Origin of the sequence: Pseudomonas sp. PS02302 (assembly GCF_029959585.1) — a bacterium.
Lineage (GTDB): Bacteria > Pseudomonadota > Gammaproteobacteria > Pseudomonadales > Pseudomonadaceae > Chryseomonas > Chryseomonas aestiva.
In genome coordinates, this window is the sequence record NZ_JASCON010000013.1 from 65,862 (window position 1) to 80,314 (window position 14,453).

A 14,453-nucleotide genomic window follows, 5' to 3' on the forward strand; every position below is an offset into this window, starting at 1 on the left:
CACGCCGAAGGCCAATGATCATGAAAGACAGCATCCGCCAGCTCATCCAGCACGCCCTCGACCGCCTGATCGCCGACGGCACCCTGCCGGCCGACGTGGCTCCGGCCATCCAGGTCGAAAACACCAAGGACAAGAGCCACGGCGACTTCGCCAGCAACGTCGCCCTGCTGCTGGCCAAGCCGGCCCGCGCCAAGCCCCGCGACCTGGCTGAAAAGCTGCTCGCCGCCCTGCCCGCCGATCCGGCGGTCAGCAAGGTGGAAATCGCCGGCCCCGGCTTTCTCAATTTCTTCCAGAATCACGCTCAACTGGCCGCGCGCCTGGATGCCGCCTTCACCGATCCGCACCTGGGGGTGCCCAGGCACGAGCCGCGTCAGCGCGTGGTGGTGGACCTCTCCTCGCCGAACCTGGCCAAGGAAATGCACGTCGGTCACCTGCGTTCGACCATCATCGGTGACGCCGCGGCGCGGGTGCTGGAATTCCTCGGCGACGAGGTGATCCGCCAGAACCACGTGGGTGACTGGGGCACCCAGTTCGGCATGCTGCTGGCCTACATGGAAGAGCAGCCGCAAGCCGCCGAAGGCGAGCTGGCCGATCTCGAGGTGTTCTATCGCGCCGCCAAGGGGCGCTTCGACGCCTCGCCGGAATTCGCCGCTCGCGCGCGCGAACTGGTGGTGGCGCTGCAGGCCGGCGATGCCCACTGCCTGCGACTCTGGGAACGCTTCAATGCCGTCTCCCTGTCCCACTGCCAGGAAGTCTACGACCGCCTCAACGTCCGCCTGACCCCGGCCGACGTCAAGGGCGAGAGCGCCTACAACGACGACCTGGCCCAGGTGGTGAGCGATCTGGACGCCGCCGGCCTGCTTACCGAGAGCGACGGCGCCCGCTGCGTCTTTCTCGACGAATTCAAGAACGCCGAGGGCAATCCCCTGCCGGTGATCGTGCAAAAGGCCGGTGGCGGCTATCTCTATTCCACCACCGACCTGGCCGCCATGCGCTACCGCAGCCGCCAGCTGCACGCCGATCGGGCGCTCTACTTCGTCGACCAGCGCCAGGCCCTGCACTTCCAGATGGTCTTCGAGGTGGCGCGCCGCGCCGGCTTCGTCGCACCGACCATGCAACTCGAGCACATGGGCTTCGGTACCATGAACGGTGCCGACGGTCGCCCGTTCAAGACCCGCGACGGCGGTACCGTCAAGCTGGTCGACCTGCTCGACGAAGCCGAGGAACGTGCCTACCAGCTGGTCAAGGAGCGCAATGCCGGTCGCGCCGAGCGTGGCGAGGCGCCCTTCAGCGAGGACGAACTGCGCCACATCGGCCGCGTGGTGGGCATCGCCTCGGTCAAGTACGCCGACCTGTCCAAGCACCGCACCAGCGACTACAGCTTCAACTTCGAGCAGATGCTCAGCTTCGAGGGCAATACCGCGCCCTATCTGCTGTACGCCTACACCCGCGTCGCCAGCGTGCTGCGCAAGGCCGAGCAGAGCGAACCCGCCGGCAGCATCCGCCTGGATGCCACGCAGGAGCAGGATCTGGGCGGTCGCCTGGCGCAATTCGGCGAAATCCTCGCCAGCGTTGCCGACAAGGGTACCCCGCACCTGCTGTGCAGCTACCTCTATGACCTGGCCGGCCTGTTCTCCAGCTTCTACGAGAATTGCCCGATCCTGACCGCCGAGGACCCCGCGCTGCGCCAGAGCCGCCTGCGGCTGGCGGCCCTCACCGGGCGCACCCTCAAGCAGGGTCTGGAATTGCTCGGCCTGCACACCCTGGAACGCATGTAAGAGACGGATCACCGCCTGATGGCTACCAAGAAAGCCCCACCCAAGCGCGGCGCCAGTCGCAACACCTCGACTCCCAAGAAACAGCCCCTGCCCGGCTGGGTCTGGCTTGCGTCGGGTCTGGCCATCGGGGCCTTCGTGGTGTTCCTGATGAAGCTCGAACCAGGCAACAAGGCGGTGCAGCGTGCCAAGCCGGAAGAAGGCCGCCCGGCCGCCACGGCGGGTAATGGCAAGTCGTCGACTGCTACCGGCAAGACCGAAGGCACGCCGCCCACGCCGATCAAGCCCAAGTACGACTTCTATACCCTGCTGCCCGAATCCGAGGTGATCGTGCCGCCGGACGCCGTGCCGCGCAATCCGGCCGCCAAGCCGACCACCCCGGCCAAACCGGATGCCGCCGCGACCCCGGCGCAACCCGGCCAGCCGGCGACCGCGACGTCGGCCACGCCCGCGACCACCCCGGGCCAGCCGGCCGCCACGCCGCCCAAGGAAGCCACCACCAAGGCCCAGCCGCCGGTAACCCTGTTCTTCCTCCAGGCCGGTTCCTTCCGCACCCAGGCCGATGCCGACCGGGTCCGCGCCCAGATCATCATGCTCGGCCAGGACGTGCGGGTGGAGTCGGGCAAGGTCAAGGACGACACCTGGTACCGGGTACTGGTCGGTCCCTACAGCGATCGCGACCAGCTGACCCAGGCGCAGAAACAGCTCGCCGGCAGCGGCTTCAAGAATCTGTTGCTGCAACAGCGACGCGGTCACTAAAGAGTCTGCCCATGGCCTGCTGCGAGTCAGCCAAAAGGCGTTGAAAACTCTCTCGGAATGCTCATTTACCACGCGTAAACTGCGCTTCCTCGAGAATTTTCGCCTGGTTTGGCTCCAGCTCGCGAGGCCGTGAACAGACTCTCACCTGCCGAATCCCCCCGCCGCGACGCTTGAAGGGCGCCGCGGCCATCCCCATATCTCCGCTTAACCGGGGCCGACGCCCCAAGCAACGCGGAGAGATTCCCTTGACCACCATCGTTTCTGTACGCCGCAACGGCAAGGTCGTGATCGGCGGCGACGGCCAGGTTTCCCTGGGCAACACCGTCATGAAAGGCAACGCCAAGAAAGTCCGGCGGCTGTACCGGGGCGAGGTGCTGGCCGGTTTCGCCGGCGGTACCGCCGACGCCTTCACCCTCTTCGAGCGCTTCGAGGCGCAACTCGAGAAGCACCAGGGCCACCTGGTCCGCGCCGCCGTCGAGCTGGCCAAGGACTGGCGCACCGACCGTGCCCTGCGCCGTCTGGAAGCCATGCTGGCGGTCGCCAACAAGGACGCCTCCCTGATCATCACCGGCAACGGCGACGTGGTGGAACCCGAAGAAGGGCTGATCGCCATGGGCTCCGGTGGCGCCTATGCCCAGGCCGCCGCTCGCGCCCTGCTCATGCACACCGACCTCAGTGCCCGCGAAATCGCCGAGACTTCCCTGAATATCGCCGGTGACATCTGCGTGTTCACCAATCGCAACCTGACCATCGAGGAGCTGGACGCGCCCCAGGCGTGATCCGGTTTAGAGACTGCCCATGTCCATGACCCCCCGCGAGATCGTCCACGAACTCAATCGCCACATCATCGGCCAGGACGACGCCAAGCGCGCCGTGGCCATCGCCCTGCGCAACCGCTGGCGGCGCATGCAGCTGCCCGTCGAGCTGCGTCCCGAGGTCACCCCCAAGAACATCCTGATGATAGGCCCCACGGGTGTGGGCAAGACCGAAATCGCCCGGCGCCTGGCCAAGCTGGCCAATGCGCCCTTCCTCAAGGTGGAAGCCACCAAGTTCACTGAGGTCGGCTATGTCGGCCGCGACGTCGAGTCCATCATCCGCGACCTGGCCGACGCCGCCGTGAAGATGCTGCGCGAGCAGGAGATGGTGCGTAACCGCCATCGCGCCGAAGACGCCGCCGAGGAGCGCATCCTCGATGCCCTGCTGCCGCCCGCGCGTCCGTCGGTGGGCTTCAGCAACGAACCCCAACCGACCGCCACCGATAGCAACACTCGTCAGCTGTTCCGCAAGCGCCTGCGCGAAGGCCAGCTGGACGACAAGGAAATCGACATCGAGGTGGCCGATGCCCCCGCTGGCGTCGAGATCATGACCCCGCCCGGCATGGAGGAGATGACCAGCCAGCTGCAGAATCTCTTCGCCGGCATGCACAAGGGCAAGACCAAGCAGCGCAAGCTCAAGGTCAAGGAAGCGCTCAAGCTGGTGCGCGACGAAGAAGCCGCGCGCCTGGTCAACGAGGAAGAACTCAAGGGCCGCGCCCTGGAGGCCGTCGAGCAGCACGGCATCGTCTTCATCGACGAGATCGACAAGGTCGCCAAGCGTGGCAACACCAGCGGTGCCGATGTCTCCCGCGAGGGTGTGCAGCGTGACCTGCTGCCGCTGATCGAAGGCTGCACCGTCAACACCAAGCTGGGCATGGTCAAGACCGACCATATCCTGTTCATCGCCTCGGGCGCCTTCCATCTGTCCAAGCCCAGCGACCTGGTGCCGGAGCTGCAGGGTCGCCTGCCGATTCGCGTCGAACTCAAGGCGCTGACCCCGCAGGACTTCGAGCGCATCCTCACCGAGCCCCATGCCTCGCTCACCGAGCAGTATCGCGAACTGCTCAAGACCGAGGGGCTGCTGGTGGAATTCGCCGCCGATGGCATCACCCGCATCGCCGAGATCGCCTGGCAGGTCAACGAGAAGACCGAGAACATCGGTGCCCGGCGCCTGCACACCCTGCTGGAACGCCTACTCGAAGAGGTGTCCTTCAGCGCCGCCGATCTCGCCGGCCAGCAGAATGGCGAGCCCATCGTCATCGACGCGGCCTATGTGAACGGCCACCTGGGCGAACTGGCGCAGGACGAAGACCTGTCGCGCTATATACTGTGACGGTAGGCCTGATGCCTGGTTGATCGCGACCATGGTCGCGATAGGCCGTAGGTTGGGCTGAGACAGCGCTATCGTCGAAGCCCAACATTGCCCGCGCCCAGGTCGGGCTTCGCTGTGCGCAGCCCAACAGCGACCGCATCGGCGGACCGCCAGGGCCGCGATGGCCCCAAGCAAAGACCGAAACGCCGCCCAGAGAATCCAGCATGCGTATCCCTACCGCCATCCAGCTCCACAAGGCCTCGAAGATCCTCAGCGTCAGCTATGGCGCGGAAACCTTCGAGCTGCCCGCCGAATTCCTGCGGGTGCACTCGCCCTCGGCCGAGGTCCAGGGACACGGCAATCCGGTATTGCAGTGGGGCAAGCAGCAGGTCGGCATCAGCGCCGTCGAACCGGCGGGGCGCTACGCGATCAAGCTGACCTTCGACGACGGCCACGACAGCGGCCTGTTCAGCTGGGACTATCTCCATGAACTGGGCAGTCGCCGCGACGAACTCTGGGCCGACTATCTGGAGCAGCTGGCCCGCGCCGGCAAGACGAGGGATCCGCACGTCAGCGCGGTCAAGCTGATGCTCTGACCGGACTCAGGCCGCCAGGGCCTTGTCCAGCTTGCGTTCGATCTCCTTTTCGATCTGGCCACTGAGCATCGAGAACATCATGCCCAGGGTCGCCAGGACCCGCACCCGATCCTGCGCCACCTCGATCCGTCCATCCACGCCGCTGCGCGTGAATGTCAGGGTATCGCCCTCCCAGGCGCAGGCCACCCCGTAGTCGCGCGTGAGTTTTTCCGCCAGCTGATCGGCTTTCTGGCGTACGCCTTCCAAGCCGAGCGCGTGGCTGCGTTCGATGGTGATCTGGGACATCGGGGAACTCCGGATAAGGGGCCCTGACTATAGCGAGGGCCCGCCGCGTCGCCAATCGCGAGAACCGAGCGGTCAGCCCCCGTTTTAGCCGGGCAAGCCGGGCGATCGGCCTGCTAGAATGCCCTCTTGTCCCTGTCCCAGGTGTAGCCCCATGAGCGATCCGCGCAAAGGCCCCGAGGCCGAATCCCAGACCCACTTCGGCTACCAGAGCGTTCCGGAAAGCCAGAAGGCTTACAAGGTCGCGGAAGTCTTCCACTCGGTCGCGGCCAAGTACGATGTAATGAACGACCTGATGTCGGCGGGCATCCACCGGCTGTGGAAGAGATTCACCATCGAGCTCTCTGGCGTGCGCCGTGGCAACCGGGTACTGGACATCGCCGGAGGTACCGGCGACCTGACCAAGCAGTTCGCCCGCCTGGTCGGCCCCACCGGCGAGGTGGTCCTGGCCGACATCAACGACTCCATGCTCAGGGTCGGGCGCGACCGCCTGCTCGACGAAGGCGTCGCCAGCAACGTGCGTTTCGTCCAGGCCGACGCGGAGAAGCTGCCCTTCCCCGACAACCATTTCGACTGCATCACCATCGCCTTCGGTCTGCGCAACGTCACCCACAAGGACCAGGCCCTGGCGTCCATGCTGCGCGTGCTCAAGCCGGGTGGCCGGCTGCTGGTACTGGAGTTCTCCAAGCCCACCAATCCGCTGGTGTCCAAGGCCTATGACGCCTACTCCTTCGGCTTCCTGCCGCTGATGGGCAAGCTGGTGGCCGGTGACGCCGAGAGCTACCGCTACCTGGCCGAATCCATCCGCATGCACCCCGACCAGCAGACCCTCAAGGCCATGATGGAAGAGACCGGCTTCGCCCGGGTCTCCTTCCACAACATGACCGGCGGCGTGGTGGCCCTGCATCGCGGCATCAAGCCCTGATGGCCCTCGTCACCCAGGCATTGCTGGCCGCGCTGGAGCGTGGCCTGAATCCGCTGCTGGCGCTCGACCCCGTGGCCTTGCCGCGGCTGGCCACCCTGACCGGCCGGGTGATCGCGGTGCAGACCCGGCAACCGTCGCTGCAGCTCTACATCCTGCCTGCGGGTGACGGCCTGCACTTCGCCGCCCATCACGAGGGCGACGTCGACTGCACCCTCAAGGCCCCGGCCACGCGTCTGGCCGAGCTGGCCCTGGCCCGCGACAAGCAGCGGGTGCTGCACCAGCCGGATGTGCGGCTAGAAGGCGACAGTGCCCTGCTCATCGAACTGGCCGACATCCTGCAGAAGCTGGAGCTGGACTGGCAGCACGAGGTCAGTCGCTGGCTCGGTCCGCTGCCAGCCGCGTTGCTGGGTGATCTGGCCCGGCGCGGTCAGGCGCTCGGCGAACAGAGCCGTGACAGCCTGCAACTGACGCTGTCCAACTGGCTGAACGAGGAGAGCCGCCAGCTTGTGGGTCGTCTCGAAGGCGAGGCCCGCTTCGCCGAGATCGATGCCCTGCGGCTGGACGTGGATCGTCTCGACGCCCGTCTCGCCCGCCTGGGCACCGCCCGCAACGCCAGGGATAACCCCGACGAATGAAGCTGTTCGCTGCCCTCAACCGCCTGTTGCGGATCTTCTTCGTGGTCATCCGCTACCGGCTTGACGACATCGTCTATGCCCTGCCGCTGCCCTGGTACCTGCGTGCCACCCGCTACGTGCTGCCCTGGCGCTGGTTGCCGCGGCCGAGCAAGACCCTGCCGCGCGGCGCCCGCCTGCGCCTGGCGCTGGAAGGCCTGGGCCCGGTGTTCGTCAAGTTCGGGCAGATACTCTCCACCCGGCGCGACCTCATGCCCGAGGATATCGCCGACGAACTGATGTTCCTGCAGGACAAGGTCCCGCCCTTCCCGCCGGAAAAGGCCGTGGCGCTCATCGAGTCCCAGCTTGGCGTGCCCATCAAGCAGGCCTTCGCCCGCTTCGACCACCAGCCGCTGGCCTCGGCGTCGGTGGCCCAGGTCCATGCCGCCCAGCTGCGGACCGGCGAAGAGGTGGTGGTCAAGGTGGTGCGCCCGGGGTTGAAGAACATCATCAGCCAGGACATCGCCTGGCTGTTCCTGCTGGCGCGCCTGGCCGAACGGCTGTCCGCCGAAGCCCGCCGCCTGCACCCGATGGACGTAGTCAGCGACTACGAGAAGACCATCTACGACGAGCTGGACCTGTTGCGCGAAGCGGCCAACTCCAGCCAGCTCAGACGCAATTTCGACGGCTCCGAGCGCCTCTATGTGCCCCAGGTGTACTGGGACTGGTGCCGCGAGCGGGTGCTGGTCATGGAGCGCATCTACGGCATCCCGGTGACCGACCTGGCCGCCCTGCGCGACCAGGGTACCGACTTCAAGCTGCTGGCCGAACGCGGCGTGGAGATCTTCTTCACCCAGGTCTTCCGCGACAGCTTCTTCCACGCCGACATGCACCCGGGCAACATCTTCGTCAGCACCGCCAAGCCCTGGGATCCCCTCTACATCGCGGTGGACTGCGGCATCATCGGCAGCCTGACGCCCGAGGACCAGGACTACCTGGCGCGCAACCTCTGGGCCTTCTTCCAGCGCGACTACCGCAAGGTCGCCCAGCTGCACATCGACTCTGGCTGGGTGCCGGCCAATACCCAGGTCAACGAGCTGGAAGCGGCCATCCGCACCGTCTGCGAACCCATCTTCGAGAAGCCGCTCAAGGACATCTCCTTCGGCCAGCTGCTGCTGCGGCTGTTCCAGGTGGCGCGGCGCTTCAACATGGAGATCCAGCCGCAGCTGGTGCTCTTGCAGAAGACCCTGCTCAACATCGAAGGGCTGGGTCGCCAGCTCTATCCGGACCTGGACCTCTGGTCCACCGCCAAGCCCTTTCTGGAAAAGTGGATGCGCAAGCGGCTGAGTCCGCCGCAGGTCGCCCGCAATATCCAGCAGCAACTGGAACAGATTCCTCATCTGGCGCAGATGGCGCGCGATACCCTGGAACGCATCACCCAGCCGCATCGCAAGGATCCACCCAACCCCTGGGGCAGACGCAACGACGACTGGATCGTGCGGGTAATCGGCGCCGTCCTGCTGGTGGGCGCGGCGCAGCTGGGTCTCGAACCCCAGCCCCACGCCTGGCCGGCCTGGGCCATGCTGGTCGGCGGCCTGGTTCTGGTGATCAGGCGCTGAACTCCTTAAGCTGTAACCGTCCTGTCATTTTTGTCGGGCGAAATACACGCCCTCAGCCACTGGTGCCCTGCCGCTGTATTCGAACTGCGTCTTGTGCGAGGCTAGGGCCTGTGTGAAAAGTCGCCGAGCGAAGGTCAGGCAAGGCAAAAATCCGTGAGGAAGCGGAGTTTACGAACCGTAACTGAGCATTCCGAACGGATCTTTAACGCCGCATGACCGAGCGCAGGCATTTTTCGGACCGAGCCCAGTACCCTAATTCGTAGTATTGAACAGACTCATGAGCGACTGGTTAGACGAGATCCACTGGAACAGCGACGGCCTGGTACCGGCCATCGCCCAGGACCCCAACTCGGGGCGCATCCTGATGATGGCCTGGATGAACCGCGAATCCCTGGCCCTGACCGCCGCCGAAGGCCGTGCGGTCTATTGGTCGCGCTCACGCAATCGCCTGTGGCGCAAGGGCGAGGAATCCGGTCACGTACAGCGGGTCATCGAACTGCGCCTGGATTGCGACGCCGACGTGGTGGTCCTGCAGGTGGAGCAACTTGGCGGCATCGCCTGCCACACCGGCCGGGAAAGCTGCTTCTATCGCGTGCTGCGCGATGGCGAGTGGGCGACCGTCGACCCGGTGGTCAAGGACCCCAGCGCCATCTATGCCGGAGGGCACGGCCATGACTGACACCCTCGCGCGTCTGGCGCAGGTGCTGGAAGAACGCAAGCAGGCCGCGCCGGATTCTTCCTACGTGGCCAGCCTCTATCACAAGGGCCTGAACAAGATCCTGGAAAAGGTCGGCGAAGAAAGCGTCGAGACCATTCTCGCCGCCAAGGACGCCGCCATCAGCCAGCAGTACGACGACGTCATCTACGAGACCGCCGACCTCTGGTTCCACAGCCTGATCATGCTCTCGGCCCTCGGCCAGCATCCCCAGGCCGTGCTGGACGAACTGGATCGTCGCTTCGGCCTCTCCGGGCATGCTGAAAAGGCCGCCCGTACGCAATCCTGACCCCAAGCTTCGCAACGAGGAAAGACCATGGGTATCTTCGACTGGAAACACTGGATCGTCATCCTGCTCGTCGTGGTGATCGTCTTTGGCACCAAGCGCCTCAAGCACCTCGGCTCCGACGTGGGCGAGGCCATCAAGGGCTTCCGCAAGGCCATGCACACCGACGAGGACGACAAGGCCGAACAGCCGACGCCTACCACCAGCACGGCCAACCCCAACGCTCCCCTGAATCGCCCCCAAACCTTCGACGCCGAGCATCGCAAGGTCGAAGAGCCGGTGGTGCGCAAGGACTAAGGCCCCGCCATGTTCGGAATCAGCTTTCCCGAAATGATGCTGGTGGGGTTCGTCGCCCTGCTGGTGCTGGGTCCGGAACGCCTGCCGGGTGCCGCACGCACCGCGGGGCTGTGGATCGGTCGCCTGAGGCGCAGCTTCAACAGCATCCGCCAGGAAGTGGAGCGCGAGATCGGCGCTGACGAAATTCGCCAGCAATTGCGCAACGAGCATATCCTGTCCATGGAACAGCGCGACAACCGGCCCAAGCCTGCCGCTTCCACGCCGGAAGTCCAGACACCGCCCGCCGCCGCCGCTCCGCCCATGCCCCAGGACGTGGTTGCCGAACGCCCGCAGGATCCGCCCCAGACGCCGCCAAGAGCACCATGAGCGACAAGCCCTCCGAACACGATGACCAGGAAATGCCCCTGGTCTCGCACCTCACCGAATTGCGCACCCGTATCCTCAGATGCGTGCTGGCGACCTTTCTGATCTTCCTCGGGCTGTTCTACTTCGCCCAGAAGATCTATGCCTTCGCTTCCGAGCCGATCCGCCGCGTCCTTCCCGAAGGCGCGACCATGATCTCCACGGACGTCACCTCGCCGTTCCTCGCGCCCTTCAAGCTGACCCTGGTGGTGTCGCTGTTCATCGCCATGCCGGTGATCCTGCACCAGGTCTGGGGTTTCATCGCGCCGGGGCTCTATCGCCATGAGAAGAAGGTCGCCATCCCGCTGCTGATCTCCAGCATCCTGCTGTTCTATGCCGGCATGGCCTTCGCCTACTTCCTGGTGTTCCCGATCATCTTCCACTTCTTCAGCAGCATCACGCCGGAAGGCGCCGTGATGATGCCGGATCTGAATGCCTACCTGGATTTCATCCTGACGCTGTTCTTCGCCTTTGGCGTGGCCTTCGAGATTCCGGTGGCCACCGTACTGCTGATCTGGATCGGCGTGGTCGACGTCACCTACCTGAAGAAGATCCGCCCCTACGTCGTCATCGGCTGCTTCGTGGTCGGCATGATCCTGACCCCGCCGGATGTCTTCTCCCAGACCATGCTGGCCGTGCCCATGTGGCTGCTGTTCGAGATCGGCCTGCTGTTCGGTCGCTTCGTGCAGAAGCGCGAGCGCCCGCTCAGCGACGAAGATGCCAGTCCCGACGCCCAGCCGCCCGCCGAACGCCCGTGAATCTGATCCTGCTCGAGGCGGCCGACTTCACGGCCGCTGACCGGGTCTTGCTGCGCGATCCGCGCCGTCTCGCCCATCTGCGCGAGGTCCACCAGGCGGCCGCCGGCGACCGGATGCGCGTCGGCCTGCTTAACGGCCTGATGGGTACCGGTCACATCGAGTCCCTCGATGCCGGCCAGGCCTGCCTGAACGTCACCCTCGACCAGCCGCCGCCGGCCAAGTTGCCACTCACCCTGCTGCTGGCCCTGCCCCGCCCCAAGATGCTGCGCCGGGTGTTGCAGACCGTATCCGCCATGGGCGTCGCGCGGTTGGTGCTGCTCAACAGCTATCGCGTGGAAAAGAGCTTCTGGCAGACGCCGTTCCTGGCGCCCGAGGCCATCGAGGAGCAACTGCGCCTGGGGCTGGAGCAGGCCCGGGACACGGTGCTGCCGGAGGTGCTGATCGAAAAGAGATTCAAGCCCTTCGTCGAGGATCGCCTGCCCGCACTTGTCGCGGGCACCCGTGGCCTGGTCGGCCATCCGGGCAGCTATCCGGCCTGCCCTCGTGCCCTCGACGAGCCCGTGACGCTGGCGATCGGGCCCGAGGGTGGCTGGATACCCTACGAGGTCGAGAAGCTGCAGGAAGCGGGCCTGGCGCCCGTGCAGCTCGGTGAGCGCATCCTGCGGGTCGAGAACGCCGTACCCGCCCTCCTCGCCCGCCTGTTCTAGCCTGATCACGGACAAGAAAAAGCCCCGGTGTCTCGCGACACCGGGGCTTTTTCGTGGGCGGAGCGCCTCCTCAGGAGGCGGGTCGCGGGGTCATGCTGGCCGGACTGGCCGCGGCATCCGCCGCCGAATCGCTGTGGGAGCGCGGCCGCAGGGTGGCGTAGGCCTCCCGCCAGTTGCGGTGCTCTTCGGCCTTCCACACTTGCAGGTGCAGTTGCGCCATGCCGTCCGGATCGCTGAGCAGGCGCCACTGGTCGTCGCCCTTGGTCTTCTCGGGACCGGCGGCCAGGACCCGCGCCACCCGCTCTTCGCGCAGCCGGCGGGCCGGCTCCACCACCTTGCCATGGCGCCCGCGGGCCATGCCGATGGCCAGGGCATTGAGCACCGGGTCGACAGTGGCGCGCAGGAAGCCCTTGGTCAGGGCGTTGCGGTTGTTCAGGTGCAGGTACTCATCGGTCGCCACCAGCTCGCGCGGCGGTGCGTACTCTTCCGGAATCAGGAACAGATGATGGCGACGACTGCCCAGACCCAGGTTGGTCCGACTGGAGATCACCGACACCGGCGCCGACAGGATCAGCGACACCACGATGGGCGACAGCCACCAGAGGAAGCGCGGGTCCAGCCAGGCCACGCCGGCGGTCCAGATCAGGCCGAGCAGCATCTGCGAACCATGGCGGCGGAAGGCTTCGCTCCAGGGCGTGTCGTTGTCGTCACGCTGGGGCGAATTCCACTGCACCGACCAGCCAAGGAAGGCCGCGGTCACGAACACCGTGTGGAAGAGCATCCGCACCGGTGCCAGCAGCACCGAGAAGAGCATCTCCAGCATCATGGAGAGGAACAGCCGCAGCCCACCGCCGAATTCCTTCGCGCCCTTGGCGATGATCAGCACCACGCTGAGCAGCTTGGGCAGGAACAACAGGATCAGGGTGGTGGAGAACAGGGCTATGGCCTGCTCCGGATGCCACTGGGGCCAGACCGGGAACAGCTGCCTAGGCTGGAAGAAGTACTGGGGCTCCAGCAACTTGTGGATCGCCAGCAGCGCCGTGGACAGCACCAGGAAGAGGAACCACAGCGGCGCCGACAGGTAGGACATCACCCCGGTGAGGAACACCGCGCGGTGTACCGGGTGCATGCCCTTGACCAGGAACAGCCGGAAGTTCATCAGGTTGCCATGGCACCAGCGGCGGTCACGCTTGAGTTCGTCCAGCAGGTTGGGTGGCAGTTCTTCGTAGCTGCCCGGCAGGTCGTAGGCGATCCATACACCCCAGCCGGAGCGTCGCATCAGCGCGGCTTCGACGAAGTCGTGAGAGAGAATCGCACCGGCGAACGAGCCCGTGCCCGGCAACGGGGCCAGGGCGCAGTGGTCGATGAACGGCTTGACCCGGATGATGGCGTTGTGGCCCCAGTAGTGGGATTCACCCAGTTGCCAGAAGTGCAGGCCGGCGGTGAACAGCGGTCCGTACACCCGGGTGGCGAACTGCTGCAGGCGCGCGTACAGGGTATCCATGCCGGACGCCTTGGGTGCGGTCTGGATGATGCCGGCACGGGGATTGGCTTCCATCAGCCGGACCAGACTGGCCAGGCATTCGCCACTCATCACGCTATCGGCGTCGAGCACCACCATGTACTTGTACTGGCTGCCCCAGCGACGGCAGAAGTCGTCGATGTTGCCGCTCTTGCGCTTCACCCGACGGCGGCGACGGCGATAGAAGATGTGGCCGAAGCCACCGACCTCACGGCACAGTTCCAGCCAGGCCTTCTCTTCGGCCACGCATTTATCGGGGTCGTTGCTGTCGCTGAGGATGAAGAAGTCGAAGTGGTCCAGCTCGCCGCTGGCGCGGACCGACTCGTAGGTCGCGCGCAGACCGGCAAAAACCCGCGGCACGTCTTCGTTGGCGATCGGCATCACCAGAGCGGTACGCGCCTGGGGATCGATCGGCTCGGTGCCGGTGGAACTGGCCGAGATGCTGTACTTGTCGCGCCCGCTGAGCAGTTGCCAGAAGCCCATCAGGGCGGTCCAGAAACCGGCGGATACCCAGCAGAACAGCAGGGCGAAGAGCAGCAGGATGCTGGTTTGCACCACATAGGGCAGCACCTGGCGGATGGACTCGCCCCAGCCCTGGCGGTAGATCTCGCTGAGATCGACCAGCGCCCAGCCCTGATAGGGCAGCACGGCCTTCATGTACCAGGTGGCGATGCCGGTCTGCACCAACATCAGGATCAGCAGGATGAAGCGCCGGAAGGAACCCACCTTGCGCCAGTGCGCATGGGCATCGGCTTCCGGATCGGGTTGCCAGCGACTGTGGTCCTTGCGGCCGAGCAGACGCTTCCAGCTCCGCGCCACGGGATTGGTGCGCCAGGGATCGGGCACCATCATGGAGCGGGTCATGGGTGGGGTGGCCTTGATGAAGACGCGTCCCTGGGCATCGCTGCCCAGCAGCTCGCCGTCGTCCAGCGTCTCGTCCCAACCGGCGGCCAGGCGCGCCTCGGTGGAGGCGATCACCGCGTCGGCGCCCTGGGCGCCCTCGCCGCGGGCACCGGCCAGTTGCCGGTGCAGCGACTCGCCGTCGGCCGTCTGGTCCCCCCCCGGCCGCAGC

The 14,453-nt window shown here is 65.9% G+C and carries 16 protein-coding genes; 14 read left to right on the plus strand and 2 right to left on the minus strand.

The genetic code is table 11. The features are described from left to right. Nucleotides 1–20 precede the first annotated feature (20 nt). From argS to QMX82_RS06895, 5 genes are all read left to right on the plus strand, one after another. Entirely contained in the window at nucleotides 21–1,778 is a 1,758-nt protein-coding gene (argS, locus tag QMX82_RS06875; protein ID WP_282281771.1) for an arginine--tRNA ligase, read from the plus strand. A gap of 18 nt (nucleotides 1,779–1,796) precedes the next feature. Next, nucleotides 1,797–2,534, plus strand: a complete 738-nt coding sequence (locus tag QMX82_RS06880; RefSeq protein ID WP_280308662.1) for an SPOR domain-containing protein — start codon at nucleotides 1,797–1,799, stop codon at nucleotides 2,532–2,534. Nucleotides 2,535–2,779: 245 nt separating this feature from the next. Beyond that, nucleotides 2,780–3,313, plus strand: a complete 534-nt coding sequence (hslV, locus tag QMX82_RS06885) for an ATP-dependent protease subunit HslV (RefSeq protein ID WP_017641034.1) — start codon at nucleotides 2,780–2,782, stop codon at nucleotides 3,311–3,313. A 19-nt stretch (nucleotides 3,314–3,332) separates the two neighbouring features. Then, nucleotides 3,333–4,682 (plus strand): ATP-dependent protease ATPase subunit HslU, encoded by a 1,350-nt coding sequence (gene hslU, locus QMX82_RS06890; RefSeq protein ID WP_068384945.1) that lies wholly within the window; start codon nucleotides 3,333–3,335, stop codon nucleotides 4,680–4,682. A gap of 203 nt (nucleotides 4,683–4,885) precedes the next feature. Then, on the plus strand, nucleotides 4,886–5,257 hold the full coding sequence (locus QMX82_RS06895) for a gamma-butyrobetaine hydroxylase-like domain-containing protein (RefSeq protein WP_208693836.1): 372 nt from the start codon (nucleotides 4,886–4,888) through the stop codon (nucleotides 5,255–5,257). Between the two features lie 6 nt (nucleotides 5,258–5,263). Here QMX82_RS06895 and QMX82_RS06900 read toward each other — a convergent pair whose 3' ends face one another. Next, nucleotides 5,264–5,542 carry a polyhydroxyalkanoic acid system family protein gene (locus QMX82_RS06900; RefSeq protein ID WP_208693835.1) on the minus strand — a complete coding sequence of 93 codons (279 nt, stop codon included), beginning with the start codon at nucleotides 5,540–5,542 and terminating at the stop codon, nucleotides 5,264–5,266. A 151-nt stretch (nucleotides 5,543–5,693) separates the two neighbouring features. Between QMX82_RS06900 and ubiE the strand changes: the two genes are divergently transcribed. The 9 genes from ubiE (at nucleotide 5,694) to QMX82_RS06945 (ending at nucleotide 11,859) form a co-directional block, all read left to right on the plus strand. Then, nucleotides 5,694–6,464 carry a bifunctional demethylmenaquinone methyltransferase/2-methoxy-6-polyprenyl-1,4-benzoquinol methylase UbiE gene (gene ubiE, locus QMX82_RS06905; RefSeq protein ID WP_183633718.1) on the plus strand — a complete coding sequence of 257 codons (771 nt, stop codon included), beginning with the start codon at nucleotides 5,694–5,696 and terminating at the stop codon, nucleotides 6,462–6,464. After that, entirely contained in the window at nucleotides 6,464–7,099 is a 636-nt protein-coding gene (locus tag QMX82_RS06910) for a ubiquinone biosynthesis accessory factor UbiJ (protein ID WP_208693834.1), read from the plus strand. Before ubiE ends, QMX82_RS06910 begins: the two co-directional genes overlap by 1 nt. Further along, the gene (gene ubiB / locus QMX82_RS06915; protein WP_208693833.1) at nucleotides 7,096–8,694 is read left to right on the plus strand and encodes a ubiquinone biosynthesis regulatory protein kinase UbiB; all 1,599 of its coding nucleotides are present in this window, start codon (nucleotides 7,096–7,098) and stop codon (nucleotides 8,692–8,694) included. The genes QMX82_RS06910 and ubiB overlap by 4 nt, the downstream gene beginning before the upstream one ends. A gap of 277 nt (nucleotides 8,695–8,971) precedes the next feature. Beyond that, a complete protein-coding gene (hisI, locus tag QMX82_RS06920; RefSeq protein ID WP_208693832.1) occupies nucleotides 8,972–9,373 on the plus strand; it encodes a phosphoribosyl-AMP cyclohydrolase in 402 nt (133 codons plus the stop codon). After that, on the plus strand, nucleotides 9,366–9,698 hold the full coding sequence (locus tag QMX82_RS06925; protein WP_007161606.1) for a phosphoribosyl-ATP diphosphatase: 333 nt from the start codon (nucleotides 9,366–9,368) through the stop codon (nucleotides 9,696–9,698). Before hisI ends, QMX82_RS06925 begins: the two co-directional genes overlap by 8 nt. A 27-nt stretch (nucleotides 9,699–9,725) precedes the next feature. Further along, nucleotides 9,726–9,992: a twin-arginine translocase TatA/TatE family subunit gene (locus tag QMX82_RS06930; RefSeq protein ID WP_059230854.1), complete on the plus strand. Its 267-nt coding sequence runs from the start codon at nucleotides 9,726–9,728 to the stop codon at nucleotides 9,990–9,992. A gap of 9 nt (nucleotides 9,993–10,001) precedes the next feature. Continuing rightward, a complete protein-coding gene (gene tatB / locus QMX82_RS06935) occupies nucleotides 10,002–10,358 on the plus strand; it encodes a Sec-independent protein translocase protein TatB (RefSeq protein WP_208693831.1) in 357 nt (118 codons plus the stop codon). Beyond that, a complete protein-coding gene (gene tatC, locus QMX82_RS06940; RefSeq protein WP_208693830.1) occupies nucleotides 10,355–11,152 on the plus strand; it encodes a twin-arginine translocase subunit TatC in 798 nt (265 codons plus the stop codon). Before tatB ends, tatC begins: the two co-directional genes overlap by 4 nt. Continuing rightward, nucleotides 11,149–11,859 carry a 16S rRNA (uracil(1498)-N(3))-methyltransferase gene (locus QMX82_RS06945; RefSeq protein WP_282281806.1) on the plus strand — a complete coding sequence of 237 codons (711 nt, stop codon included), beginning with the start codon at nucleotides 11,149–11,151 and terminating at the stop codon, nucleotides 11,857–11,859. Before tatC ends, QMX82_RS06945 begins: the two co-directional genes overlap by 4 nt. A 70-nt stretch (nucleotides 11,860–11,929) precedes the next feature. On the opposite strand, the gene mdoH is transcribed toward QMX82_RS06945, so the two are convergent. Further along, nucleotides 11,930–14,453 (minus strand): glucans biosynthesis glucosyltransferase MdoH (gene mdoH, locus QMX82_RS06950; protein ID WP_282281808.1); only part of this gene is annotated, 2,524 nt, incomplete at its 5' end.